This window comes from Acinetobacter sp. SW-226 (assembly GCF_055632855.1).
In genome coordinates, this window is the sequence record NZ_CM145752.1 from 904,809 (window position 1) to 931,332 (window position 26,524).

General features: G+C 40.9%; 21 protein-coding genes, 1 tRNA gene and 1 pseudogene. 12 read left to right on the forward strand and 11 right to left on the reverse strand.

The annotated features are described in order from the left end of the window. Nucleotides 1-44: 44 nt before the first annotated feature. Both ACZ8ZH_RS04280 and yhbY read right to left on the reverse strand, forming a co-directional pair. On the reverse strand, nucleotides 45-584 hold the full coding sequence (locus ACZ8ZH_RS04280) for a DOMON-like domain-containing protein (protein ID WP_086208052.1): 540 nt from the start codon (nucleotides 582-584) through the stop codon (nucleotides 45-47). A 13-nt stretch (nucleotides 585-597) separates the two neighbouring features. After that, nucleotides 598-921, reverse strand: a complete 324-nt coding sequence (gene yhbY / locus ACZ8ZH_RS04285; protein ID WP_086208051.1) for a ribosome assembly RNA-binding protein YhbY — start codon at nucleotides 919-921, stop codon at nucleotides 598-600. Nucleotides 922-1,115: 194 nt separating this feature from the next. Between yhbY and rlmE the strand changes: the two genes are divergently transcribed. The 4 genes from rlmE to ACZ8ZH_RS04305 all read left to right on the forward strand — a co-directional run bounded on the left by rlmE (nucleotide 1,116) and on the right by ACZ8ZH_RS04305 (nucleotide 5,247). Further along, the gene (gene rlmE, locus ACZ8ZH_RS04290; RefSeq protein ID WP_086208050.1) at nucleotides 1,116-1,766 is read left to right on the forward strand and encodes a 23S rRNA (uridine(2552)-2'-O)-methyltransferase RlmE; all 651 of its coding nucleotides are present in this window, start codon (nucleotides 1,116-1,118) and stop codon (nucleotides 1,764-1,766) included. Between the two features lie 131 nt (nucleotides 1,767-1,897). Beyond that, the gene (ftsH, locus tag ACZ8ZH_RS04295; RefSeq protein ID WP_086208049.1) at nucleotides 1,898-3,790 is read left to right on the forward strand and encodes an ATP-dependent zinc metalloprotease FtsH; all 1,893 of its coding nucleotides are present in this window, start codon (nucleotides 1,898-1,900) and stop codon (nucleotides 3,788-3,790) included. 135 nt (nucleotides 3,791-3,925) lie between these two features. After that, complete coding sequence (gene folP, locus ACZ8ZH_RS04300; protein WP_119063136.1) at nucleotides 3,926-4,777, forward strand: dihydropteroate synthase; 852 nt, start codon at nucleotides 3,926-3,928, stop codon at nucleotides 4,775-4,777. Nucleotides 4,778-4,935: 158 nt separating this feature from the next. Beyond that, entirely contained in the window at nucleotides 4,936-5,247 is a 312-nt protein-coding gene (locus ACZ8ZH_RS04305) for a DUF5713 family protein (RefSeq protein ID WP_086208047.1), read from the forward strand. A 51-nt stretch (nucleotides 5,248-5,298) separates the two neighbouring features. On the opposite strand, the gene ACZ8ZH_RS04310 is transcribed toward ACZ8ZH_RS04305, so the two are convergent. Next, complete coding sequence (locus tag ACZ8ZH_RS04310) at nucleotides 5,299-5,667, reverse strand: hypothetical protein (RefSeq protein ID WP_119063135.1); 369 nt, start codon at nucleotides 5,665-5,667, stop codon at nucleotides 5,299-5,301. Between the two features lie 99 nt (nucleotides 5,668-5,766). After that, nucleotides 5,767-5,852: transfer RNA gene (locus ACZ8ZH_RS04315), tRNA-Leu, on the reverse strand. Between the two features lie 213 nt (nucleotides 5,853-6,065). Here ACZ8ZH_RS04315 and ACZ8ZH_RS04320 point away from each other — a divergent pair. Then, nucleotides 6,066-7,838, forward strand: coding sequence for an alkaline phosphatase D family protein (locus ACZ8ZH_RS04320; protein WP_119063134.1), 1,773 nt, complete (start codon nucleotides 6,066-6,068; stop codon nucleotides 7,836-7,838). 39 nt (nucleotides 7,839-7,877) lie between these two features. On the opposite strand, the gene ACZ8ZH_RS04325 is transcribed toward ACZ8ZH_RS04320, so the two are convergent. Next, complete coding sequence (locus tag ACZ8ZH_RS04325) at nucleotides 7,878-8,606, reverse strand: hypothetical protein (protein WP_119063133.1); 729 nt, start codon at nucleotides 8,604-8,606, stop codon at nucleotides 7,878-7,880. Nucleotides 8,607-8,779: 173 nt separating this feature from the next. Here ACZ8ZH_RS04325 and ACZ8ZH_RS04330 point away from each other — a divergent pair, with 173 nt between their 5' ends. Next, nucleotides 8,780-9,292, forward strand: a complete 513-nt coding sequence (locus tag ACZ8ZH_RS04330; protein WP_086208043.1) for a hypothetical protein — start codon at nucleotides 8,780-8,782, stop codon at nucleotides 9,290-9,292. Nucleotides 9,293-9,753: 461 nt separating this feature from the next. Here ACZ8ZH_RS04330 and ACZ8ZH_RS04335 read toward each other — a convergent pair whose 3' ends face one another. The 3 genes from ACZ8ZH_RS04335 to ACZ8ZH_RS04345 all read right to left on the reverse strand — a co-directional run bounded on the left by ACZ8ZH_RS04335 (nucleotide 9,754) and on the right by ACZ8ZH_RS04345 (nucleotide 13,782). Beyond that, on the reverse strand, nucleotides 9,754-11,094 hold the full coding sequence (locus ACZ8ZH_RS04335; RefSeq protein WP_086208041.1) for a CitMHS family transporter: 1,341 nt from the start codon (nucleotides 11,092-11,094) through the stop codon (nucleotides 9,754-9,756). A 242-nt stretch (nucleotides 11,095-11,336) separates the two neighbouring features. Beyond that, nucleotides 11,337-12,665: a polyamine export protein PaeA gene (paeA, locus tag ACZ8ZH_RS04340; RefSeq protein WP_086208040.1), complete on the reverse strand. Its 1,329-nt coding sequence runs from the start codon at nucleotides 12,663-12,665 to the stop codon at nucleotides 11,337-11,339. Nucleotides 12,666-12,792: 127 nt separating this feature from the next. Next, nucleotides 12,793-13,782: a LysR family transcriptional regulator gene (locus ACZ8ZH_RS04345; RefSeq protein WP_086208039.1), complete on the reverse strand. Its 990-nt coding sequence runs from the start codon at nucleotides 13,780-13,782 to the stop codon at nucleotides 12,793-12,795. Between the two features lie 647 nt (nucleotides 13,783-14,429). On the opposite strand from ACZ8ZH_RS04345, the gene ACZ8ZH_RS04350 reads away from it, so the two are divergent. Next, entirely contained in the window at nucleotides 14,430-16,034 is a 1,605-nt protein-coding gene (locus ACZ8ZH_RS04350; RefSeq protein ID WP_086208038.1) for an isocitrate lyase, read from the forward strand. A 100-nt stretch (nucleotides 16,035-16,134) separates the two neighbouring features. Here the strand turns inward: ACZ8ZH_RS04350 and ACZ8ZH_RS04355 are convergent, their stop codons facing one another. Continuing rightward, nucleotides 16,135-16,509, reverse strand: coding sequence for a diacylglycerol kinase (locus tag ACZ8ZH_RS04355; protein WP_470247858.1), 375 nt, complete (start codon nucleotides 16,507-16,509; stop codon nucleotides 16,135-16,137). A 905-nt stretch (nucleotides 16,510-17,414) separates the two neighbouring features. Here ACZ8ZH_RS04355 and ACZ8ZH_RS04360 point away from each other — a divergent pair. From ACZ8ZH_RS04360 to ACZ8ZH_RS04375, 4 genes and pseudogenes are all read left to right on the forward strand, one after another. Then, complete coding sequence (locus tag ACZ8ZH_RS04360) at nucleotides 17,415-20,519, forward strand: multidrug efflux RND transporter permease subunit (protein WP_086208037.1); 3,105 nt, start codon at nucleotides 17,415-17,417, stop codon at nucleotides 20,517-20,519. Between the two features lie 132 nt (nucleotides 20,520-20,651). Further along, nucleotides 20,652-21,997, forward strand: a pseudogene (mgtE, locus tag ACZ8ZH_RS04365) (magnesium transporter). A 141-nt stretch (nucleotides 21,998-22,138) separates the two neighbouring features. Then, nucleotides 22,139-22,705 carry a DUF4112 domain-containing protein gene (locus ACZ8ZH_RS04370; RefSeq protein WP_470247859.1) on the forward strand — a complete coding sequence of 189 codons (567 nt, stop codon included), beginning with the start codon at nucleotides 22,139-22,141 and terminating at the stop codon, nucleotides 22,703-22,705. Nucleotides 22,706-22,711: 6 nt separating this feature from the next. Beyond that, complete coding sequence (locus tag ACZ8ZH_RS04375; RefSeq protein WP_119063131.1) at nucleotides 22,712-23,077, forward strand: VOC family protein; 366 nt, start codon at nucleotides 22,712-22,714, stop codon at nucleotides 23,075-23,077. 72 nt (nucleotides 23,078-23,149) lie between these two features. Here ACZ8ZH_RS04375 and htpX read toward each other — a convergent pair whose 3' ends face one another. Both htpX and ACZ8ZH_RS04385 read right to left on the reverse strand, forming a co-directional pair. Beyond that, nucleotides 23,150-24,055 carry a protease HtpX gene (htpX, locus tag ACZ8ZH_RS04380; protein ID WP_058870051.1) on the reverse strand — a complete coding sequence of 302 codons (906 nt, stop codon included), beginning with the start codon at nucleotides 24,053-24,055 and terminating at the stop codon, nucleotides 23,150-23,152. Between the two features lie 117 nt (nucleotides 24,056-24,172). Then, on the reverse strand, nucleotides 24,173-25,039 hold the full coding sequence (locus ACZ8ZH_RS04385; RefSeq protein WP_119063130.1) for a lytic transglycosylase domain-containing protein: 867 nt from the start codon (nucleotides 25,037-25,039) through the stop codon (nucleotides 24,173-24,175). Between the two features lie 501 nt (nucleotides 25,040-25,540). On the opposite strand from ACZ8ZH_RS04385, the gene ttcA reads away from it, so the two are divergent. Continuing rightward, nucleotides 25,541-26,464 (forward strand): tRNA 2-thiocytidine(32) synthetase TtcA, encoded by a 924-nt coding sequence (ttcA, locus tag ACZ8ZH_RS04390; protein WP_086208033.1) that lies wholly within the window; start codon nucleotides 25,541-25,543, stop codon nucleotides 26,462-26,464. Nucleotides 26,465-26,524: the final 60 nt, after the last annotated feature.

The following is a 26,524-nucleotide window of genomic DNA, read 5'->3' on the forward strand; positions in this document are numbered from 1 at the left end:
GAGGTCAATGCCTCACTTTTTTATATGCTTAGTTTGTGTATAGCTTAGAACTGATGTAGCCAATCACGTTTGTTGTGAAAGTCGGCTTGTTGACCGCTATGCTGCATGGCATAGAACTGTTCACCTTGTGAGGTATTCAACACTGCAGATAAGCCTAGATATAGGTCAGCCCATTTCAGTTTGTGTTGCAACATAAACTCAGTCAGATCAATACTGACATTTAAACCATAGTGGGTGCGCTTCAATTGATTGAGTTCAATATCGTAAGCGACCTGTGGCGGCATATCTTCAGGATAACGATATTCCTCAAACTGATAGGCTTGCCAAGCTTGAGAAGGGGAGAGATTAATCTCGCGATAGTAGTCTTCGCCTTTTACCCCGATAAAGACTTCAAAACAGGTGTTTTCCCATAAAAAGTCTTGACGAGGATTTGAATTCACGACTTCGGGCCAGTGCATGTACACATTAGGGTCGCGTAGCCAAAAGCCGATATTGAGGGTATACGGGCTTTGTTGTTCGATCGCACCGACAAGCGAAATTGCTTGAAAACGACGATCAAATGCACTGAGTTCGTAACTTGCCATAAAAAAATTACAACTATTTTGCTGCGTGTGCGAAACGAACTAAGTTAGACAATTTGGCATTTTGTTTCGCCGCTTTTTTGTAAAGTAATGCAATTTTACCAATCGTTTGTACTACTTCTGCACCCGTAGTAGATGCAATTTCTGCAATGATTGCAGCACGTTCTTCACGGTCTTCGCCCGCGATTTTGACTTTAATCAATTCGTGGTCATTTAAAGCGCGTAAAATTTCTTCAACGACATTTTCAGTCAGACCTGAACCGCCGAGCATAACTACAGGGTTTAAAGCATGTCCGATTTGACGCAAACGCTTGCGTTCCTGAATGGATAAAGTCGCCATAAAGATAACCTAATTTTAAAAACGGCTTAGTATAACAAACTGCGCAATTAAACGCTTTATATTCTGTGGAAATAATCGATTTAGATAATAGAAAAAAACATCTAAAACCCAAGATTTGGATACAGATGTATACTGCAAGCCTAGAGAATTTAACGTACAATTAAGTTTAAGAAATTTTAATGTTTTAGAGAGATATGGCAACACGCATTACCAACCAAAAGTTATCCAAAAGTAGCCGTGCGTGGATGAGAGAGCATCTCGATGACCATTTTGTGAAAAAAGCGCAAAAGGAAGGTTATCGTGCGCGTGCAGCTTATAAGTTACTTGAAATTCAAGAAAAATATAACATTATTCGTCCGGGCATGACCGTGGTTGATTTGGGTGCAGCACCTGGAAGTTGGTCTCAAATTGCAGGGAGATTGGTCGGTGATAAAGGATTGGTGGTTGCATCAGATATTTTGGAAATGGATGCTCTGCCAGATGTGACCTTCTTACAAGGTGACTTTCGCGAACAAGAAGTATTCGATAAATTGTTAAATATTTTAGATGGACGTAAAGTAGACGTTGTAATTTCAGATATGGCCCCCAATACATCAGGTAATAAGGCTGTTGATCAACCGCGCCAAATTTACCTATGTGAGCTAGCTATCGATTTTGCAACGAAAGTGCTCGGTCCAAATGGTCAATTTGTTGTAAAGGTATTCCAAGGTACAGGCTTTGACGAATTCCGTAAGCAAGTAGTCGATAACTTTGATGTGTTAAAAACAGCAAAACCTGCTGCATCACGTGCCCGATCGAAGGAAGTATTCTTAGTCGGACAAGGCCGTAAGAAGGCTTTCAAATAAAGTTTACTTGCCAAGTCGTTAAAAATTGTGCATTTTGTACCTTTTTATATTTTGCGAAGCTGATCTTCAGCAGAAACTTTAAGGTCACCCGCTAGGGCATGATCAAATTAGATTGATATGGGAATAAAGCTTTGAGCGATCTCTTCAAGAATGCCATATTGTGGCTAGTGATACTGGGTGTACTGATCCTTATTTTCAGTAACGTCAGTAGCAATGAAAAGCCGACAGCAATGAATTATTCAGAGTTTGTTGCTGCGGTGAATGCTGGTCAAATTAAGCAAGTGACAATTGATGGCGAACGAATTCATGGCCAAAAATCAAATGGTTCAGAGTTTGAAAGTATTCGTCCTGCGGTTCAAGACCCAGAGCTTATGCCTAATCTGATTAAAAATAACGTTGTCGTTGAAGGTACAGCACCACAACGCCAAGGTTTATTGATGCAACTTTTGATCGCAAGCTTCCCAGTACTTTTAATCATTTTGTTATTCATGTTCTTTATGCGCAACATGGGTGGCGGAGCTGGTGGTAAAAACGGTCCAATGAGTTTTGGTAAGTCAAAAGCTAAAATGTTGGCAGAAGACCAAATTAAAGTCACATTTACCGATGTGGCTGGTTGTGACGAAGCAAAACAAGAAGTTGTTGAAATTGTTGATTTCTTAAAAGATCCATCAAAATTTAAACGTTTAGGTGCAACAATTCCTAAGGGCGTATTGATGGTGGGTCCACCGGGTACAGGTAAAACTTTACTTGCAAAAGCAATTGCAGGCGAAGCGAAAGTGCCATTCTTTAGTATTTCAGGTTCTGACTTTGTTGAAATGTTCGTGGGTGTGGGTGCGTCTCGTGTCCGTGACATGTTTGAACAAGCGAAGCGCCATGCGCCTTGTATCATCTTTATTGATGAGATTGATGCTGTGGGTCGTCACCGTGGTTCAGGTACAGGTGGTGGTCACGATGAGCGTGAGCAAACCTTGAACCAAATGTTGGTTGAAATGGATGGCTTTGAAGGCAATGAAGGGATTATCGTCATTGCTGCAACAAACCGTGCAGACGTACTAGATAAAGCTTTACTTCGTCCAGGTCGTTTTGACCGTCAAGTTATGGTCGGTCTACCAGACATTAAAGGTCGTGAGCAAATCTTAAATGTTCACATGAAGAAATTGCCTTCAGTGACTGGTGTCGATGTACAAGTACTGGCACGTGGTACACCGGGCTTCTCAGGTGCGCAATTGGCAAACCTTGTGAACGAAGCTGCACTTTTTGCTGCACGTCGTAACAAGAATACTGTCGATATGCATGATTTTGAAGATGCAAAAGACAAGTTGTATATGGGTCCTGAACGTAAGTCGATGGTGATTCGTGAAGAAGAACGTCGTGCAACAGCGTACCATGAAGCGGGTCATGCGATTGTAGCTGAAATTCTACCGGGCACAGATCCTGTGCATAAAGTGACCATTATGCCACGTGGTTGGGCGTTGGGTGTAACATGGCAGTTGCCTGAACATGATCAAACCAGCCACTATAAAGACAAAATGTTGAATGAACTTTCAATTTTGTTTGGTGGTCGTATTGCCGAAGAAATCTTTATCAACCAAATGTCGACAGGTGCTTCAAACGACTTTGAACGTGCAACTAAAATGGCACGTGCGATGGTCACTAAGTACGGTATGTCTGACAAACTTGGTGTAATGGTGTATGAAGATGATTCTCAGCAATCATTCATGGGTAGTATTGGTAGCCGTACCATTTCTGAAGCAACTCAACAGCAGGTTGATGCTGAAGTCCGCCGTATCATTGATGAGCAATACCGTGTTGCACGTGACATCTTGGAAAATAACAAAGATATCGCGCATGCGATGGTGAAAGCCTTGATGGAATGGGAAACGATTGATCGCGAGCAAATTCGTGACATTATGGAAGGCCGTGAGCCACAACCACCGAAAGTGTATGTTGCAGAAAATCCTGTGATTGATGTAACACCAACAGATGGTCCAAGCACACCACCACCGTTACCATCAGCAACTTAAGATTTAAATCTTGAAATAAAGGACCACCTTCGGGTGGTTTTTTATTGTGCATATTTTTTTATGTTTTAAAGAAAAATAAGCACACAGCTGTGCTACACGCGTTAAGATAATCCCAGTTGAACTGGAGTAAATTAGATGCAATTGATGGCTTTACCAAAGAAAATCCTACATTGTGGTGAGCTATCACTCGATTTGTCGGTACCGCAGGTGATGGGTATTCTGAATGTGACGCCAGATTCGTTTAGTGATGGTGGAGAACATAATGGTAAAGTGCAGGCGATTGCACATGCGAAGCAAATGATTGCAGATGGAGCAACGGTGATTGATGTAGGGGGCGAGTCCACACGTCCAGGTGCATCTGTGGTTGAGGTCGAGGAAGAAATTCGTCGTGTTGTTCCAGTGGTGGAAGCCTTGGCTGAACTTGATGTGGTTATTTCGATTGATACTTCTCAACCTGAGGTGATTCGAGCCGCTGTTGCCGCTGGTGCGCACATTTGGAACGATGTCAGAGCTTTGACACGCCCGAAGGCATTAGAGACTGCTGCTGAGCTGAATATTCCTGTAATTATTATGCATATGCGTGGTGAGCCGACCACCATGAATGGCTTAGATCACTATGATGATGTCACTCAAGATGTAATAACGGAGCTTTCCCAGCGTGTGGACGATGCCTTAAAAGCAGGGGTGCGGCCAGAAAATATTATGATTGATCCCGGTTTTGGCTTTGCTAAAAACGCAAAGCAGAACCTTAAACTTTTAAAAGAATTTCATCAACTGAACCAACTGGGTTATCCTATTTTGTCCGCATTGTCACGAAAACGCTTTATAGGTGAAGCTTTAGGTGGGGCTGATGCAAGGCAACGAGCTGTGGGTTCTGTAGCAGGACATTTAATGAGTATTCAACAAGGTGCGTCTATGGTACGTGCCCATGATGTCAAAGCGATGAGCGATGCGATTAAAGTTTGGAATGCAATGAACTTAGCTTAGCAGAAAATGCAGTAATGATAGCTTGAGCTATTAGCGCAGTTGACCTGAAGCATTTATTTAAACAAGCAGGATCTTGGGGTTCTGCTTTTTTATTTGGTGATTTGTTTGGTTTATGTTATACAGACTCGTTTTTTAAGTTTCTCGTTTTGAGTGCCTGTATGTTTGCAGATTTACTTCTCCCTATGTTTGATGATGAATACTATCCAGATATTCTTGTTGCCGAAGTGAAACAACATGTTGAAGCTTTTGCCAAGAAAATTGTGAAAGCAAAGTCTGAAGATGATATTTATCAATATGCCAATGCAACTGTCGCTGAAATAAATGAAATGAAGCCCCATTTTGAAGATCTGGATTCATCTTTGGATGATACTGCTGCAGACTTTATTGCAGAAGCCATGATGATGGTGGTGCAAGGTGCAGGTTATATGGATATTGAAATGGAAGAGTTGGTGGTCAATAGAGAGTGGTGAATCACTCTCTATATTCTTATGTTCGTGAGATAGACTGGATGAACGAAAGGTTTAAAGTTCATCTAAAAGGTCACTTAGATGACAGCTTTGATTTAGGTGCTCATTTTCAATTGCATCAACCGTCATCACATATTGATCTTGAATCATTTCAGCATTTGCACTGAGATTCAGCCAAAACTTTGGATAAGTTTTTATGAGTGTGCGTATGTGTTGTTCATCACGTGTATGGTTAAAACTTAATTTAAACTCTGCATCTACAGACTTACACGCATGTAAGTAAAGCTGTTGGTCTTTTTCAATGATGGTCCCTGCGAATAGATCATAAAATTTTTCAGTATTTGTCTCTAATGTCTTTGTTTCTGCGTGAGTGGTGTTTGAAAGGCTCAGGATTAAAGTAATAAAGCTTAGAATTTTTTTCATATTGTTGTGGTTTAGTGATTTTGATTTATAAATTATAGGTATAAAAAAACCAGCATTATGCTGGGTTCTTTTATTGCACCATCTTAATTGTTTTAAGAATGGTGCCCGAGGCCAGACTCGAACTGGCACGCTTTGTGGGCGGGGGATTTTAAATCCCCTGTGTCTACCGATTTCACCACTCGGGCATGAGCGCAATAATAGAGGAGGAAATAAATATTGGCAAGTCTATTTGTGCTTATTTGCTTTCTTTTCAATCAATTCAGCAGTTTATGTTTAAAAACTAGCACAATCATCTGTACTGCACTCGTTCAGGCTTCATAAAAATGTCATCGACTTGAGATATGCATGTCATCTTTTTCGCATAAATTTCAAGTCCATATCGTCTTTAGGCTATCCACATGACAAAAAAAATGAACCGCCGAGAACTGATTCAAAAAACTTTGGCTGGATTTGGAGCGTTATCTTTACCGATTTCACTGACTGCATGTGGAGGAGATGGTTCAGACTCCGACACACAGCCGACAACTCAAGCACAGTTTTTACATGGGGTGGCAAGTGGAGACCCCTTGCAAACGCAGGTCATCATTTGGACTCGTTTGACGCCTAGCGATACTAGTGCACGTTTAGAAGTACAGTGGGAAGTAGCAAAGGACACGGACTTTAAACAAATTGTAGCAACTGGGAAGGTACTGACCACTGCCACGCAGGATTTTACCGTGAAAGTCGATGCCACTGGCTTAGTTGCAGGGCAAAGTTATTTCTATCGTTTTAAATATGCTTCAAATTATTCGATGATCGGACAAACCAAGACTTTAGCAGATGAGGTGCAAGCCGTTCAATTTGCAGTTTGTTCATGTTCAAACTATCCAGCGGGTTATTTCCATATTTATAAAGAAATGTCAAAACAGGATGTGGATGTTGTCATTCATTTGGGAGATTATATTTATGAGTATGGTATGGGGGGCTACGCAACAGAAGAAGCAGTAGCGATGGGACGTGCGCTGGCGGATGATAACAACTTAGAAATTATTCACTTAGATGACTATCGTAAACGTTATGCCTTATATCGCTTAGATCTAGACTTACAAGCTGCACATCAACGCCATCCGTTTATTGTGGTATGGGATGACCATGAGTTAGCCAATGATACATGGAAAGATGGTGCTGAGAACCATCAGTCAGATACAGAAGGTGATTTTGCAGAACGTAAATTTGCCGCGCTGGCTGCGTATTTTGAATGGATGCCAATCCGTCCGCTTTCTGAAAAAGATCATTTAAATATTTATCGCCAGTTTAACTTTGGTAATTTGGTGCAGTTGAATATGTTGGATACGCGCATCTTGGCGCGAAGTAAACAGTTAGATTATGCGGACTATTTAACCGCATCGGGTTTGGATGCTGTACGCTTTACTACAGATATGCAAGACCCAAATCGAACGTTACTCGGGTTGAATCAACGCGCATGGTTAACACAGCAACTTGCGAGCTCAAAAGCCACATGGCAAGTTTTGGGTCAGCAGGTGTTGATGAGCAAAATGCTCGTTCCAGCCGAAATGTTACAAGTACTCAGTGCAATCAGTAGTGGCGCGGTAACTCCAGAAGTTTTGGTGCAGGTGAATCAACTGATTAAAGAATTGGTCGAAATAAAACTGCGTTACTTAAATAATGACCCTTCTTTAACGGTAGAGCAGTTGTCTCGTATTAAGACTGTGGTTCCTTACAATTTAGATGCGTGGGATGGTTATGCAGTTGAACGCGAGACGCTGTACGGCACACTGCAGTATTTGAATAAAAAAGTTGTGGTCTTGGCTGGTGATACACATAATGCATGGGCATCGGACTTACATGATTTAACAGGGCAGTTTGTAGGCGTGGAGTTGGCGACAAGCTCAGTTTCCTCGCCCGGTATGGAAAAGTATTTGTCTATTCCAATGCAACAACTCAAAGAGTTTGAGTTTGCTTTTACAACCTTGATTGATGAGCTGAATTATTGCAATTTAAATCAGCGTGGCTATTTGAAAGTCAGTTTTACTGCTGAGCAAGTACAGGCAGATTGGATATTTGTTGATACCATTAAGCAAAAAGAATACAGCGTAGATGAAACACGATCATATCAAGTGATACTGGATCCAAGCTTATTGCCAGTCGGCAGTTTAAAGCAAACGGCATAAATGCTGTCTATAAAAAACCGAGCATCATTGCTCGGTTTTTTATAATTTTTCATCAATATAACTATCCAGATCGAGATGTTTGATCTGTTTGCAATAAGCCTGTTCATACTTGAGAAGTTTTACATATAAATCTGCTTCATGCCCCAATTGTATTTTTCTGGCTTGGTAATGGCTAGATTGACTCGAAATTAGACGTAATTTAAGGCGCGATTTGACCGTTTGCTTGTAGGCCCAAAAACAGATGCGTCTAAGTTGTTGTAGTTGATAATGCTCAAGCGACTGGCTATGGTCACGAAATAAATTTTCTTTATAGAAGCGGACAAAACCAAAGTTAACGCCAAAATAAAACAAGATCCACATCAGCAAACTGCTTTCAGTGAACATTAAATTCAGCCCACTCAAGAGAATTACAACTGTAAGCTTGATTGGTGCGTGACGTAACAGTTGATAGAGCGAGTGCGATGAGTGTTTAATTTGTTTAATGACAAAGGGTAGCACCCACATTAGTACCAATAAAATACTAATAATGGCATAGCTCAGACTTTGAAATGCATCCAACTTTTCCAGATGATTTGAGAAAAAATTTTGTAAAATAAGGCTGATCGGAATAAAAATCATCACCGCCAAGACCCAAGGAACGAGTTCTCGCCAGTCATCCAAAATACCACGTGTTTTGATTTGGCTATACAATAAAAAATTGCGCTTAAATGCAGCAGGGTAAAGGGTCTCTAATTGTTGCAGTAACAGTTGGACTTGTTTAGATTGCATCGTCAAAAAAAGAACGTATGAAAAAATAGCCTTTACTATAGAGGATTTGCGTCGTTATCGTGCAAAAAAATACGATAATCAGAATATTCAGTATGAAATGATGAAGAATTTAATTTTTTCATGCCAAATTATGCGAAAATAGACGATTCAATTTTTTTGTCTAAGGGCAGTTCATGACTGATCAATCTCCTGAATCTTTAAGTGATATCGAAATTTTAGACATTTTGCAGTCTATGAAAGACGATGTGCTTGATACAGAGGCAAAAGAAGAGATCCGTAAAGGTGGTAAAGCAGGTCGTCAAGAAGCACATAAACTTGCGATTGTGGCTTTGAACCAATCTTTTGAAAGTAAGTTTGTTGAGGCTGTGGCTTTGGCATTGGGTCTTAATGATGCCCAAGCCAAAAAAATTCGCTACAAGAAAGACCGTATTCGCATTTTAAAAGTGCGTGGTATCGACTACATGGCAATTGATGGCGCGGAAACAGCACAAGTCTTGTCACAAGTTGCGCAGGCGATTGTACGTGAAGATGCAACCGTGACCCATGATTTACACAACATCTTCCCATTTTGGAAAGAAGGCTGGCCAATGGTTCAGTTTGACAGTGCCTATAAAATCTTAGCTGAAGATATTACCATTCATTATCAAGCGACTTTAGATCAATTACTTGAATTATATGGTCGTTAAGATCGCAGGATTAAAAGCACCTCCGGGTGCTTTTTTATCGACTAGTATTTATGAGTTGAAAATCCACGCCAATAGTAGGCTGATAGGCCAAATAAAAAGTCGCCACCATGTGATGAGTGGATTCCAAAAATATTGTCCAAAAGACAGAGTATCGTTAAAGCTTCGTTGTCCACGTTCATAAGCATAAGGTGTGATACGCCATGCCAAAATCAGTAAAACAACAGCAGCAACAATCAGTAAGGTGTGACTGTACTGGAAAAAATAGTAATAAATTAAATACAGTGCAGAATAAAAAAGGTATATGCCAGCACAGCAGGCAATGAAAAAGACATGAGTTTGACTCTATTTGTATAGTTATTTCAACGTATTATAAATGAAAAAATACCCGATGTGATCCATCGGGTATTTATGTGTGAAGATGATTCAAAATGGTGTGCTTTGAATCATTGCATGCTGTTTATTTAGCCGAGAGTTGAATAGAGTGGGAAAATACCAAAGATCACTGCAGTGACGAGCATCACTAAACACGTAATGATTGCCCATTTGATGGTAAATTCTTGGTGTTCACCAAAGTTAATACCGGCTAATCCACAGAGTAAATAAGTCGATGGCACCAAAGGTGAAAGTAAGTGTACGGGTTGACCAACAATTGAAGCGCGCGCCATTTCCACAGGACTGATACCATAGTGTCCAGCGGCTTCAGAGAGCACAGGCAGTACACCAAAATAGAAGGCATCATTCGACATAAAGAAAGTCAGTGGCATACTAATCACCGCCGTGATTGGCGCTAAATACGGTCCCATACTTTCAGGAATAATTGCAACCAGTTCTTGAGACATGGCTTCAACCATACCTGTACCAGATAGAATGCCAGTAAAAATACCTGCCGCGAAGATAATCCCGACTACAGCTAAGGCACTGGCAGAGTGGTTACCCACCAAACGCTTTTGCATGTCTAAATCAGGATAGTTCACCACTAATGCAATACACAGTGCAACCATGAACAGAATTGCTGCAGGCAATAGCCCCATCACTAGGCAGACCATAAGTACTAAGGTCAATAGTGCATTGAACCATCTTAAGTGCGCGCGGTTGGCTTCAGGTTCTTGTGAAATTTGAATACTGTCGCCATGGCTAATGTCTAATTCCACAATACCAATACGCTTACGTTCCATACGACCATACATAAAGCCGAGGAAGTATAGCCATCCAATAGCAACGAGCATTGGCAAAATCATAGGAACAAAGACATCATTTGGATCGACATGTAATGCGGTTGCTGCCCGCGCTGTTGGTCCACCCCATGGCGTTAAGTTCATGATGCCGCTCGCAAGCATCATTAAACAAGCCATGATTAAAGGGCTCATACCAATACGCTTATACAGTGGTAGCATTGCAGCGACACAGATCATGTAAGTGGTTGAACCATCACCATCTAAAGACACAATTAAAGTTAGGGTAATGGTACCGAGAGTCACTTTTAAAGGATCACCTTTAACCTGCTTTAGAATCCATTTTACTGAAGGATCGAAAAGCCCAGTGTCGATCATGATGGCAAAATACAGTATAGCGAAAAGTAACATCACACCAGTCGGTGCAAGTTTTTTAATGCCTTCCATCATCATATCGCCAAGTTCGGCAATATTAAATCCAGCTAAATTATCAACAAAAAGACTTAAAACATAAGTAAGTAAAGCGAAAATGATAGGGATTAGAGTTAGGGCAACGAGGGCGCTCAGACGTTTAGACATGATTAAGTACATGAAGCACATAATCATGCCTAAACCTAATATGGTCAGCATGAATCAATCCTTTGAACGTGTTAAGTCTGTTTATTAATCAAGTGATAGCGATAGTATGCAATTCAACAGAATTTTTAAATGCTCTTAAACAAATGTGGTTTTCCATTCTATTTTTCTAAAAAATAATATATATCTATAAAGTATGGTAGAGATACTTAATTTGTATAACTCAAAAGATGCTTTGAGAATTTCAAAAAAAACCTTGCACTGGAGGCAAGGTTTTTTATTAAAAGAAGAGTAGCTTATTCTTCATCACTTTTACTTTCAGATGTTTTGATTTCTTCAAGTAGGCGTGTGACTAAGAGTTGGTCAATTTTAAAATGATCGACATCCACGACTTCAAACTTAAAGCCTGCATATTCAACAGTGTCGGCAGGACGTGGAATTTTTCGCAGACGGTACATCATAAAACCTGCAAGCGTTTCATAATTCTCTTCATCTGGCATTTCATCAATTTCAAGTGCGTGCTTAATATCTTCAATGGGTGTACTGCCATCAATCAACCATGAATTATTATCGCGTTTAATAATTTGTTGCTCAGCCTCAATCGGTGTAACCCAGTCACCCATGACGGTAATCATAATGTCTGAGAGGGTAATCACACCTACGACCAAAGCATATTCGTTAATCACGACTGCAAACTTTTCTTTGGTGGAGCGGAAACGGTCTAATAACTCAGATAAGGTTAATGTGTCTGGAATGGTGAGTACATTACGAATGGTACTTTCGTTGAGTTGCAGTAAAGATTGATTATTTAGAATGCGGACCAGAATGTCTTTGGCATCGACATAGCCAATCACATCGTCAATATTTTCACTGCAAACAAGAAATTTAGAATAAGGATATTGAGCTAATTTTTGGCGAATACTTTCTTCAGGTTCATTCAACGTAAAGTAAATGACATTTTCACGAGTGGTCATACTAGATGGAACATTTCGTTCTTCTAGCTCAAATACGTTTTCAATGAAATGGTGTTCTTGCTTTTGTAGGACTCCTGCTTGTGCACCAGCATCCATCACCGCAGAAATATCATCAAAGGTAATGTTGTCATCCCGTGTCGTGTTGACCTTAAACAGACGGAACAGCAAATTGGCCACTGCGTTAATAATCCAAGCAAGTGGCTTACAGACTTTAATAAAAACTTGAATCGGGTTGATCACCGCAATCGAAATTTTCTCAGGTGCAATCATAGCCAAACGTTTTGGCATGAGGTCTGCAAACAAAATGAACAGGGAGGTGACTAAGGTAAATGACAATGCAAAGCTAATGGTTTCCGCCCATGGTCCTGTATAAAAACGAGAAACAAAGGTCATGAAATAAGGACGAAAAGCCCCCTCACCTAAAATACCGCCCAAGATCGCCACTGCATTTAAGCCAATCTGCGAAGCAGCAAAGAAGTCGGCAGAATTTTCTTGTAAATTCAAAACTTTCTGTGCTCGATCATCGCCAGACTCAGCCAAGATTTTTAGCTTGACTTTACGTGCTCCTGCTAGTGCTATTTCTGTCAGAGACAAGAAACCCGCCCCAGCAATTAGGACTAGAATGATAACTATGTTTTGAAAAAGGCTCACGGAATCCACCTGTGATTCATCGTTATTATGAATATTTTTAACACAAAAAATGAAGGCAGTAATAAATTACTGCCTTCTATCATACCTGAGTATTGGTATGAAAATGAATTATTTAGAACTTGAATGCTTAATAATGTGAGAATTGTGAGTTATTGCCCAGAAACTCACGATTTTCTTCCTCAATCATTTGACGTGCCACATATAAAATGAGTTGTCTGAGCCAACGGTGCGCAGGATGATGATGGAGTAGAGGACACCATGCCATCTTGAGCTCAAACTCTGGAATGTAAAACGGAGGGTCTTTGATGAGTAGGCTTTGGCTCTTGGCTTGTAAGCGTGCAATACGTGTTGGTAAGGTTGCAACTAAGTCGACATTAGATGCCAGTAGAGCAGGCATTTGGTAGTGGCGAGTAAAGACCGAAATTTTACGCTTTTGCCCAATCCGTTCCAAAGCTTGGTCAATCCAGCCGAGTCCAGCTTGTTTTTCAGGGTTGACGCCGAAACCAACGCCCATACCAGTTTTAGAGACCCAAATGTGTTGAGCATCTAAATAGCTTTTTAAGTTCAAATTGCCAGCAGCAGGGTGTTTACTGTTAAGTAGGCAAGAGAAACTGTCACGCCAAACAAGAACTTGGTGGAAGCTTTGTGGAATTTCATTGAAGCGGTTGATGGCTAAATCGACTTTCCCTTGTTCCATGTCGCGATAGGACACGTCACTTGGGGTTAAAAAGTCTAAAACGACGTTGGGTGCTTCAGAGCGAAGCGCTTTCACGAGACGAGGAACCAAAGTTGCTTCAGCATAGTCCGAAGTCATAATACGGAATACGCGATTTGAGGTATAAGGACGGAACTCGGTACGAGGTTCCAAAATCATGGAAAGATCGGAAAGTGCGTCGCGAATGCGCGGTTGTAATTCTAAAGCACGTTCTGTGGGAGTCATCCCTTCGGAAGAGCGTATCAGGAGAGGGTCGTTAAATAAGTTACGAAGGCGACGTAGGATATTACTCATAGCTGGTTGGGTGACACCCAATTGTTCAGCAGCTCGGGTTACATTTTTTTCACGTAAGAGTACGTCCAAGTAAATTAATAGGTTTAGATCAACCCGCTCCAGATTCATAAAAAAAATACCGAGAATAAAATCATGAAATTGTTTGCATTATGCCATAAGCCATCGGGCTTGTGTGAGAAACTGATGAAAAAAAAAGCATCAAACTGTATTCGGAATTCTTCTTAAAAGGTGCGCTAAATAGAATGTTTTTAATCTGAAAATCTATTGGAATTTGGGTCAATATTTAGATTGGGAAGGCACGATGGTTGATGGTAATTTAGGCAAAAAAATTGGCTTGAAATTACTATTATTAGTGGAATAAATGTGTGAAAAATACACTTTAACCCAAGCAAATGGTTTTTGTCATTTGAGCTAAATGAAACATTGATTTCTAGTTTAAACTGTTTTTTTGAACTGCCGAGACTTAAGTCTAATGAAGAAATATTGAACTTAATGTTTAAATTTAAAGCATTTTATATTTTATATAAAATCATAAATAACATATGCTTGAATTGAAATTAGTAAAATATAATTCGACTTTTATCTACCCATTTTTTAAATAAATACCGAAAATTAATGCAGAATATTGGATTAATTTTTTCTGCCAATCTAATCTGTATTCATCGCAACGAAGCGCTCTAAATCTAAGCAAAAGCTCGAGGGTCTGATTTTAGCCATTCGTTGAAGAAAATCCTAATATTATTACAGGAAATATCATGACTACATACCAAACAGCGATTGATGCAATCCGCGAATTAAAAGCAAAATTCGGTAGCACTTGGGCAGACATCAGTCCTGAAGATGCTGCGCGTATGCAATTACAAAACCGTTTTAAAACTGGTTTAGACATTGCTAAATACACAGCTGCGATTATGCGTCGTGATATGGCTGCTTATGATGCTGATTCTAGCAAATACACTCAATCTTTGGGTTGCTGGCACGGTTTCATCGCACAACAAAAAATGATTGCGAACAAAAAATACTTCGGTACAACTGAACGTCGTTATATCTACCTTTCTGGTTGGATGGTTGCTGCACTTCGTTCAGAATTTGGTCCACTTCCTGACCAATCTATGCACGAAAAAACTTCAGTACCTGCTTTGATCGAAGAAATCTACACTTTCCTTCGTCAAGCTGATGCGAAAGAACTTAACGATTTATTCCGTGCGCTTAAAAAAGCAAACGAAGCGGGTGATACTGCTAAAGCTGCTGAAATCACTGCTCAAATCGACGGTTTCCAAACTCACGTTGTGCCAATTATTGCGGACATCGACGCTGGTTTCGGTAACGAAGAAGCAACTTACTTACTTGCTCGTAAAATGATCGAAGCTGGTGCTTGTGCACTTCAAATCGAAAACCAAGTATCTGATGCTAAACAATGTGGTCACCAAGCTGGTAAAGTAACTGTTCCACACGAAGACTTCATCGCTAAAATCCATGCATTACGTTATGCATTCTTAGAAATGGGTCTTGATGACGGTATCATCGTTGCGCGTACTGACTCTGAAGGCGCTGACTTGACTCAAAAAATCCCAGTGGTTAAAGAGCCAGGTGACATTGCTTCTCAATACATCAGCTACTTAGACACAACTGAAATTGACATCGCTGATGCTCAAGAAGATGAAATCTTGATCAAACGTGATGGTAAATTACACCGTCCTAAGCGTTTAGCTTCTGGTTTATACCAGTTCCGTGCTGACACTCAAATTGACCGTGTTGTACTTGACTGTGTATCTAGCCTTCAAAATGGTGCGGATCTTCTTTGGATCGAAACTGCAACTCCAAACGTTGAAGAAATCGCTCACATGGTTAACCGTGTACGTGAAACAGTTCCAAATGCTAAGCTTGTTTATAACAACAGCCCATCATTCAACTGGACTTTAAACTTCCGTCAACAAGCTTACGACCGTTGGGTTGCTGAAGGTAAAGACGTTTCTGCTTACGACCGTGCTAAATTAATGAGCGCTGAGTACGATGCAACTGAATTAGCTGCTGATGCTGATGAGAAAGTACGTACATTCCAAGCTGATGCTTCTCGTGAAGCGGGTGTGTTCCATCACTTGATCACACTTCCTACTTACCACACTGCTGCTCTTTCTACTCATGAGCTTGCACAAGGTTACTTCGGTTCTGAAGGTATGTTGGCTTATGTTGCTGGCGTACAACGTAAAGAAATCCGTGGTGGTATCGCTTGTGTTAAACACCAAGCAATGGCGGGTTCTGACATCGGTGATGATCACAAAGAAATCTTCTCTGGTGACAACGCTCTTAAAGCGCACGATGATGCTAAGAACACAATGAACCAATTCTCAGCTCACTAAGCTTTGACTTGATTCAAAAAACCCTGCGAAAGCAGGGTTTTTTTATGGCTGGTGATTTTAATTGTGATTAGATATCAACTGGGCGATCAGATTTGAAATTTTAAGGGATTAATATAAATAGCCATATAATAAAGATCATACTCAAAGAAACGAATTGTGCAGCACTGCCCATATCTTTGGCATTTTTTGAAAGTTCATGACGTTCAAGAGAGATTCGATCCACCACGGCTTCAATTGCCGAGTTGAATAATTCAACAATGAGCGCCAGTAAACAGACTGCAACCATTAAAGCTTGTTCAAAACGGCTCACATCACATAAAAAGCTCACAGGAATAAGAATGAGATTAATCCAAAGAACTTGACGAAAAGCAGCTTCATGGGCAAAAGCGGCTTTGAAACCAGAAAGAGAATATTGCGTTGCATTTAAAATGCGTTTAACGCCAGAGCTACCTTTAAATGGGGAATATAGAGTCATAGCTGCCATTATTTTAAAATTTTAAACACAATACTCAAGTTATATTAAAAGTCGCTTAAAGATGTGATGAATGCCGTTGTGCTTTTAGATAAAGCTAGATAAAGAGTGCAGAACCATATACTCATATTTTTATTTTTTACCGAATGCCATTGAAAAACGAAGCGAGGTGCGCTGAGCAGAAAATATAATCTAATTGCTTCGGGAATGTAAATAACGAGCTTCTTTGCTTCTAAAAGCTGTGAATTGCTTTATGACCGAGAGCTGTGTAATTAGTGAAAATGCAATCTAAACTTGCTTTAATAAATATTTAAAACGTTGCCAGTGTATCTTTCTCTTATTTATAACCGAGATTGCACACCAGTCTAAAAGGGGGGAATCGTTTTCAGCGAGAAGGATATAAAGATGGGCTATTAGCCTTATGGCATGCACATGACCATAAAATCGGATGGTGTTGCTTGTTGTATGTTGGATTCGATTTAAGTCTGGTTAGGTCGTACCTATTTTTGCTCTCGATGCCCGATAATCAGTTATACAGCCTGAATGTATTCATTATTGATGGGGTATTGTAGCTACAACTGTACCGTTTTTATTATCCTGCTGATTGTCAGCTAAGCCTAGAGACCTTGTAAGCGATAGCGCATTTTTAGCTTTTTGCCTTCAAAGTTTAGTTAGTGTTGTGTCGTTAGTATTTGGATTAAACATGTCAAATTCATGTCTAACTACAGAAAATTAGTGGTTGTCATCAAATGGTCAAAAATATTTCTTCATAGTTTCTTCATATTTCGCTTTAATGTTCTCTTTCATGTTGTTAGGTCTTGTTTTTTAATGATTCGTCATGGAAGATCATGCATGTAGTTACATGAAGTTTTTAGATTCAGACCCTAACCCTAGAGTAACACCATTCCATGCTCTCTAAGTTTTTTATTCATCGGCCAATCTTTGCAGGTGTACTCGCAATTATTGTCATGGCATTTGGTTTGTTTGCAACCTTTCAGTTGCCTGTGGAACGTTATCCAGATATTGCACCGCCTAGAATTACGGTAGGTGCAACATACACAGGGGCATCGGCTGAGACTGTAGAAGAAAGTGTCACTCAGGTTTTAGAACAACAGATAAAAGGGATTGATCATTTACTTTATTTTAGCTCCAGTAGCGATTCAAATGGTCGTAGTCGAATCAGCATTAGCTTTGAAAATGGTACCGATCCTGATACTGCTCAGGTTCAAGTACAAAATGCGGTCAATGGTGTGATTAACCGTTTACCTGAAGATGTACAACGTCAAGGCGTCAATGTTTATAAGTCTTTGGGCGATACGCATATGGTGATTGGTCTATATGACCAAACAGGAAAAAGCAATAATATTGAGTTGTCAGATTATATGATGACCCACTTAGAGCAAGACTTAGCCCGTATTGATGGCGTTGGAGAGGTTGATGTTTTTGGTTCTCAGTATGCTATGCGTATATGGCTCAATCCACATAAACTACGCCAATATGGACTGATGCCCAGTGATATTCGTGCAGCGGTTGAAGCGCAAAATACCCAAGTTGCGGCAGGGGCAATCGGCGATTTGCCAACCCTATCAGATCAATATTTGAATGCTAAAGTGACATCTGGCACACGGTTAAAAACTGTTGAAGAATTTGAAAACATTATTGTGAAATCGAACCGTGATGGCGGTTTTATCTATTTAAAAGACGTGGCTCGGATTGAACTGGGCGCGGAAAATTACCAGTCGTTTAATACCATTAATGGGTTTCCTTCAGCTGGGATTGGGATTTCTCTGTCCTCAGGTGCCAATGCCTTAGCAACGTCTGCATTGATTAAACAAGAAGTTGCCCGCTTGTCTTCTAAACTGCCTGAAGGTTATCAAATTGTTTATCCGCGTGATAACACACCTTTTGTGCAAGAGTCGATTAAGGAAGTCGTCAAAACACTATTTGAAGCGGTGCTTCTGGTGATTGTGGTCATGTTTGTATTTTTACAAAACTGGCGTGCAACACTGATTCCGACCATTACAGTACCTGTCGTGATTTTAGGCACACTTGCTATTTTATACGTACTTGGGATGAGTATTAATACCTTAACACTATTTGCATTGGTCTTAGCGATTGGTCTTTTGGTGGATGATGCGATTGTGGTAGTGGAAAACGTTGAACGGTTGATGCATGAACAGAATATGAGTGCAGAGCAGGCCTCTATTACATCTATGCAGGAAATCAGCGGAGCATTGATTGGGATTACTTTGGTGTTAACTGCTGTATTTATTCCCATGGCATTTTTTGGTGGTTCAACGGGAGTGATTTATCGTCAGTTTTCTATCACTTTAGTGGCGGCCATGGCATTGTCTTTATTGGTGGCATTGGTGCTCACTCCTGCCTTATGTGCCCTCATTTTGAAACCGAATGATAAATCTGCCCGTTGGGCAACGTGGTTCAACTTAAAGCTAGATCAGTTAAAACAGCATTATTTACGATTAAGCACTCAGACGATTCAACACAGTAAAATCATGTTACTCATCTTTGTGGCACTCATTACCGTGTTTGCGTTGTTTTACCGGGCTTTGCCGACCAGTTTTATTCCAAGTGAAGATCAAGGTATTTTAAGTGTGCAATTTAAATTGGCTGATGGTGCACCACTGAGTCAAAGTCGTGTCGTTGGAGAAGAGATTCGCCAATATTTCTTAGACCAAGAACAGGCCAATATCAATTTGGTAATGATCCGTTATGGGCGTAACTTCTCGGGGACAGGACAAAACTTGGGTCAAGGCTTTATTGCACTCAAACATTGGGATGAGCGTAAGGGGAAGGACAACTCAGCGCAAGCGATTCGAGAGCGTGCAATTGCTCATTTTAATGCACATCGAAATGCACAAATTAATATTAATTTGCCGTCATCGGTGAATGGTTTGGGGCAAACCGATGGTATGGAGTTCTGGATCCGAGACATTAATGGTGAAGGTCGTGCTTATTTAGAAGCACAGTTCAAGGCTTTGCAGGAAGCATCCAAGCAGTACTCTAGTTTTAGCAATTTAGATAAACGTTCTAACCCCGATAAAGCTGAACTCAAGGTTGATATTAACCAACAGCAGGCATTAGCCAATGGGCTTAGTCAAACTGCGATTAACAGTACCTTGTCGAGTGCATGGGGTGGAACTTATATCAATGATTTCATTGACCGTGGTCGGATTAAGCGGGTGATTATGCAGGCTGATGCCGCGTTCCGTTCTAAACCTGAAGATCTTCAGGCTTGGACGGTGCGTAATGATCTGAACCAAATGATTCCATTTAGCAATTTTTCTCAAGTATCTTGGAGTGGCGGTCCTGAAGTGGTAAATCGTTTTATGGGTTATACCGCCCTAGAAATGGAAGCAGATACCGCCAGAAACGTCAGTTCGGGTCAAGCCATGCAAGATGTCCAGAAAATGCTACAAGCACATGAGGGGATTGATCTGGCTTGGAGTGGTTTATCTTATGAAGAAAATAAGTCTAATAACCAAGCATTGCTCCTGTATTTGGTCTCCATTGGCTTTATTTTTTTATGTTTAGCGGCACTGTATGAGAGTTGGAGTATTCCAACGGCAGTGATGAGTGCGATTCCATTAGGGATTGGTGGTAATATTTTGTTTAGTTATCTGACGGGCTTTCCAAATGATATTTATTTCCAGATCGCATTACTCACCACGATTGGTTTATCCTGCAAAAATGCGATTTTAATTGTGGAATTCGCCTCATTGGCACAGCAAAAAGGTCAAACAGCAATTCAAGCTGCATTAGAAGGGGCCAGCCTACGTCTACGTCCGATTTTAATGACATCTTTGGCTTTTGGGGCAGGTGTGACCCCTTTGGTTTTTGCCTTTGGTGCAGGGGCGGCAAGTCGTCAGGAAATTGGAGTAAGTGTACTCGGTGGAGTGATTTTTGGAACCGTGCTGGTATTGTTGTTTATACCTTTAATGTATGTTCTGGTTCGTCATGTGTTTCATGGGAGAACTCAGCAGGATGAAGTCTAAGTCCAAGCCGAAACATGTATAGAGTTTAATATGCATAGCGGATCTTTAAACTGTAGCCACAGGAAGCTCCAGATATTTAAAGATCCTTTGCTATACTCGGACAAATAAAGAAGAACAATATTTGAGTGGTATATGCCAAATCCATCATTTTCACAGCAAGATTTTGAAGATCAGCTAAATCAGCCCGATAACCATGCTTTTATCAAAAGCCTAAAACAGTACAGCACTGCGGATTTGGCTGATATTTTAATGGGTCTGCCTATACCTGCGCAAATTCAGCTATTGGAACAATTACCTCAAGCCAGTTATGTTTTTGAGTTTTTAGCGTTGACCGAGCAGCAGCAGCTAGCAGCGCAATTGCCTCAGACTTTGCTGCTGAGCTTACTGGCTCACATGCATTCGGATGATCGCACCGATTTATTTCAAAGCTTGCCTCTCGCGCTTCAAACTCAACTTTTTCTAAATTAGATGCGCAGATTCAAGTCCAACTGAAGACCTTGATGGATTATCCTGCTGAGTCCGCGGGCGCCATCATGACCACTGAGGTCATTACGGTACATGCTGAAATGACTATGCAACAGGCGATTCAACATATACGGTTACATGCAGCGGAAAGTGAAACTTTATATCTAATTTATGTCATTGATACATTGCATCGTCTGCAAGGGGTGATTTCGCTGAGACAAATCATCCAAGCCCCGCCTGAGCAATCTATTGCACAGGTTATGACTCACCATGTCATCACGGGTTTAGTCAGTGAAGATCAGGAAAGCATCGCACAGAAACTGGCCCATTATGATTTTATGGCTTTGCCAATCGTTGATGAGCAGCAGCGTCTATTGGGGATTGTGACCTACGATGATGCAATGGATGTGGTACAACAAGAAACCACAGAAGATATTTTAAAAAGTAGTGCGGTTGCGGCCAGTCCGCAGATGAGTATTAAAACGGCTCCAATCCTCTTACTGTATAAGAAGCGGGTGTTTTGGTTGGTATTTCTGGTTTTTGGCAGTTTACTCTCAGGGCTGGGAATTGCGCATTTTGAAGACTTGATTGCAGCACATATCGTTTTGGTATTTTTCCTCCCTTTACTGGTGGGAAGTGGCGGAAATGCAGGGTCCCAATCCGCAACTTTAATGGTACGCGCACTAGCAACGGGTGATGTACATTTTAAAGACTGGTTTTATTTGCTCGGACGTGAAAGTCTGGTTGCGCTGTGCTTAGGTGGGACCATGGCAACGGCAGTCTCTATTTTGGGCTATTTCCGTGGGGATATTTTGGTCGCCGTGGTTTTGGCGCTAAGTATGATGGGTATTGTGTTGATGGGGTGTCTGATTGGTATGAGTCTGCCGTTTATCTTAAACCGCATGAAACTCGACCCAGCCAGTGCATCTGCACCTTTGGTCACTTCAATTTGTGATGCATCAGGCGTGGTGGTATATCTGCTGATTGCATCGCAAATTTTAAGCTTGTCCTAAGCCTATAAGCACTTGTTTCAGCACAAAGTTAGCACAGAAAAAAGTGATAAAAACCAGCATAATTCAGTGGTTTTATGATGTTAATGTGGTTGAAATAATGGAGGTCAGTACCAACATGCCTGAACCCTTAGAACAAAAAAAATGAGCCAGCAAGATGTCATTCGTTTAGAGCGTGATTTGGCCAAATATGCCAATATGATGGATTCGGTGGTGCGTATTCCGTTCACCAAGCAGGGTGTAGGTGCCGATGCAGCGCTGAGTACTGTTCCCATCGCTGGGGATATCGCGGGTTTTGCCTTGACTTGTTATGCCATTTATAAAGCCAAACAAATTGGCGTGCCGCAAGAGAAATTAAGTCCAGTGTTGAAGCTGGCGATGATTGATGCCGTCGTTGGTTTTATCCCTGTATTAGGGACATTGTTTGATATTTTTATCCGTCCGAGTCGTAAAGCACTGGATGTGGTTCATGACCATATTCGGGAAGAATACCAAATTCATTCAGAGCATCATGTGACTCATCCCTTTCTTCATGAAAAATTGGAAAAGAAACAGCAACAGTCCGCATTTTGGCGAAATCCAGTAATTGCATGGCTTTGGCTACACATCCCCGATTTGTTTGGCCTGATCTTCTTGGTCTGTTTTATTGGCTTATTATGGTGGGGTGGCAGTGTGATGTGGCATTGGTTACAAGGACTAAACCTAGGATAGCTGCTGATGAAATTTGAAGGTCAGATTACGGATAATTTGCCAGCGATTGATTTGGTATGCACGGCTTCATTTTACCAAAGCTTGGGCTTTGATTTGATCTATCAGTCCGCAGAGTGGATGATTTTGCGTTTGGGTATGATGACACTGGAATTTTTCCATCATCCACATTTAGATCCAAACAGTTCATGGCATAGTGCCTGTATTCGCGCAGCGAAGATTCACCCCTATTATGAATATTGGTCTAAAGTGAATTGGGCGTTGTGGGAAACTGCCCGTATGACTGATATTCAGGATTTTGATGAGATCCGCCAGTTTTGTATCATTGACCCAAATGGCAGTTTATTACGCTGTATCGAAGTGACGATTGAATGAAGATGCATCTGTGATGCAGAGTCACAAAAAAGCCTCCAAGAGGAGGCTTTTTAAAATCTAGTGAACGAGTTTTTATGGACAATCGAGCTGTTGTAAAGCAGCAACACGTTGTTCAATCGTCGGGTGGGTTTGGAACAAAGCGGCTAAACTAAAGCCTTGCTCTTGACCTGCCGCGATCGCAAACGCTTTCATTTCTTTAGGCATGGCATCTGGAAGTTGTGATTCTGCTTGTAAACGCAACAAGGCTGAAATCATCGCTTGTTTGCCTGCAAGACGGGCACCTGCTTCATCTGCACGATATTCGCGGTAGCGGGAGAACCACATCACGATTGCAGAAGCTAAAACACCAAAGACAATATCAAGCACAATAGTAATGGCAAAATAAGCTAAACCAGGTGCTTCTCCGTCTTCACGTCCAAAGACGTTACGATCAATAAAATCACCTGCAACACGTGCAAAGAACATCACAAAGGCGTTCACGACACCTTGAACGAGCGCCAAAGTCACCATGTCACCATTGGCCACGTGACCAATTTCGTGAGCCAAGACTGCGCGAAGCTCGTCTTTATTCATACGCTCAAGTAAGCCAGTAGAAACGGCAACTAATGCATCGTTCTTGTTCCAACCTGTAGCAAAGGCATTCGATTGGTAAGAGGGGAAAATACCGACTTCTGGCATTTTAATACCAGAACGTTGCGCCAATTGAGCGACTTCTTGTAGCAACCATGCTTCAGCTTGGTTACGTGGGGCATTGGGGTCAATTAACTCTGTACCAGTTGTTTTCTTCGCCATCCATTTTGACATGAATAGAGAAATCATTGAGCCAACCATACCAAAGACAAAACAGATAACCAAAAGGTTACCTAGATTTAAGCCACCCGCGCCATGGTAACTACCGACACCGAAGAGTGACAAGATAATGCCAGCTACAACCAGTACCGCGAGGTTGGTTAGCAAGAACAAACCAATCCGCATCATTGAGAAAATCCTCTTATAATAAAAAAATAATCTGATTTATAAATCAAAAATCATTGATCTCAATATGAGGTGAAATTCTTCAAAATTCAAGAAAAAATAATAAAACTGCTATAAAAATTATTCAGAAATATGAATACGGGCGGAGGCGGTTGCATTTGTGGTGGCATAGGAACCCGGGGCATCAGTATAACTGCCATCAGAGGCTAGAATGATTTGGCGTGCAGGCGCAGTGCGACTCACGCTCAACTGTGTGCTTGGGGCTGAGTCTTCATTATAGTTAGCAGATTGCGCAATGACTTGAGTATTGCTTGCTGGACTATTTGAACTGATATTTAAGCTGCCTGAATATAAATTGCTATATCGACTGCTGACACGTCTCACGTAGTCTTGCGTTTCACGAAACGGTGGAATGCCACCATACTTTTGCACATTGCCTTCGCCCGCATTATAGCCTGCAAGGGCAAGGCTGGTATTACCATTAAAGCGTTTCATCAACCACGCAAGGTATTTTGCACCAGCGTTAATGTTTTGTTGTGGATCGTATGCATTCGAGACATTGAAGCGACGAGCAGTTGCTGGCATCAGTTGCATTAGGCCTTGTGCACCAACAGGAGAGCGGGCATTCACATTAAAGCCTGATTCTGTATGCATCACGGCTTTGATTAAGCCTTCTGAAACACCATGGGTTTGCGCTGCTTGGCGAATAATGTGGTCAAAAGCATTTTTGTTGCGACTATAACTGGGTAATACCGAGGATTCAGATGCTCCCCAATTGCTATAGCTGTGGATGTTGCTGTCTGGATAATAGGTTTTCTTTTCAACTTTTAAATTGCTATAACGACTTTGTTTATTGGTCAACAAAGTCGTGCCGTTCGAATCTTTGAGTTGATAGATGGTTTGACCTGCGTGACAATTCAGTGCTATGAACGAAATCGTCATACACCCCAAAACATAAAAATGAGTCAAAAGCAGCTTATTTTTCATTATCTATTATTAATCGTAAAAAATCGTTTTCAGTGACTAGAATTGAGTTTAGCAAAAAAATAACAGCCTGAAACTATTTTAAGTTCAAAAAATCTATGACTTTGTAAAAATCAAGTCCAATTGCTGAGAGAGTAATCAAAAAAAATAATTAATTTATTTTTAATGAGGATTGCTTGACTAAGATAAGATATTGAAATTAAACAAAAAATAAATTGATCAAAAAATGATCAATTTAAATAGAAGCCTTAAAGTATGGGATGAACACCTTGTCAAGCCTGCTAGAATCCACAAAGTTATCCACAGCTTTTGTGGAAAAATGTGGAAAAGTCCAAAAGATAAGCAGTTCAGCCAGAAAATGAACGCAATCGTTCAAAGTTAAACCGATTTTAATACATGAATATGACAGCAATGACAATTCATGAGAATTTACATTCTTTAGGTGCGAGATGACGACGAATCGGATAAAATTGCGCGGTATTTTTTTTAAGGTTTAACTCGTCTATGTTCTCGCCAGTTGAGTCCGATCAGGGATTTAATTTTAAACCAGAACTACCCACTAGCTCTGCGTATTATCGTTTGTTGAAAAAGCTACGCCGTCAGGTGGGTCATGCCATTCGTGATTTTAAAATGATCGAAGAAGGCGATAAAGTGATGGTCTGCATTTCAGGTGGTAAGGACAGTTACACCTTACTCGATATTATGTTGCAGTTTAAACGCATTGCACCGATCAATTTTGATGTGGTGGCGGTGAATTTGGACCAGAAGCAGCCTGGTTTCCCAGAAGATGTATTGCCGCGCTATTTAGAAGAAAATAATATTCCTTATTATATCTTAGAAAAAGATACCTATAGCATTACCAAACGGTTGACGCCTGAGGGCAAGACCTATTGTGCAGTGTGTTCACGTTTACGCCGTGGTTCTTTATACGGCTTTGCACAAGAAATAGGGGCAACCAAAGTAGCATTGGGACATCACCGTGATGATATCTTGGCGACGTTCTTCTTAAACTTGTTCCATGGTGGCAGTTTGAAAGCGATGCCACCCAAGTTGTTGTCTTCTGATAAAAAGAATATCTTGATTCGTCCACTGGCTTATGTGGAAGAAAAAGACATCATCAAATATGCCGAAATGCGTCAGTTTCCAATTATTCCGTGCAACTTGTGTGGTTCTCAGGAAAATCTGCAACGCGCTATGTTGAATGACATGCTGCGAGAGTGGGATAAGGCCCATCCAAAACGCCTACACAGTATTTTTGGTGCCTTGCAAAATGTGTCCCCATCACAATTGGCCGATCGTGAGTTGTTTGACTTTGAAGCCTTAGACAGTGAACGAGAGTTCGACTTTAAGGGTGAAAGTTGTTCAACGGAAGATGAACCTGAAAGCAAACGGATTAACATGGTCAATCTTGGCTTTGTGGCAGATTAATTTTGTCATTTCAGCCAATGCAAAACACCAATCATTGATTGGTGTTTTTTTTATGTGAAT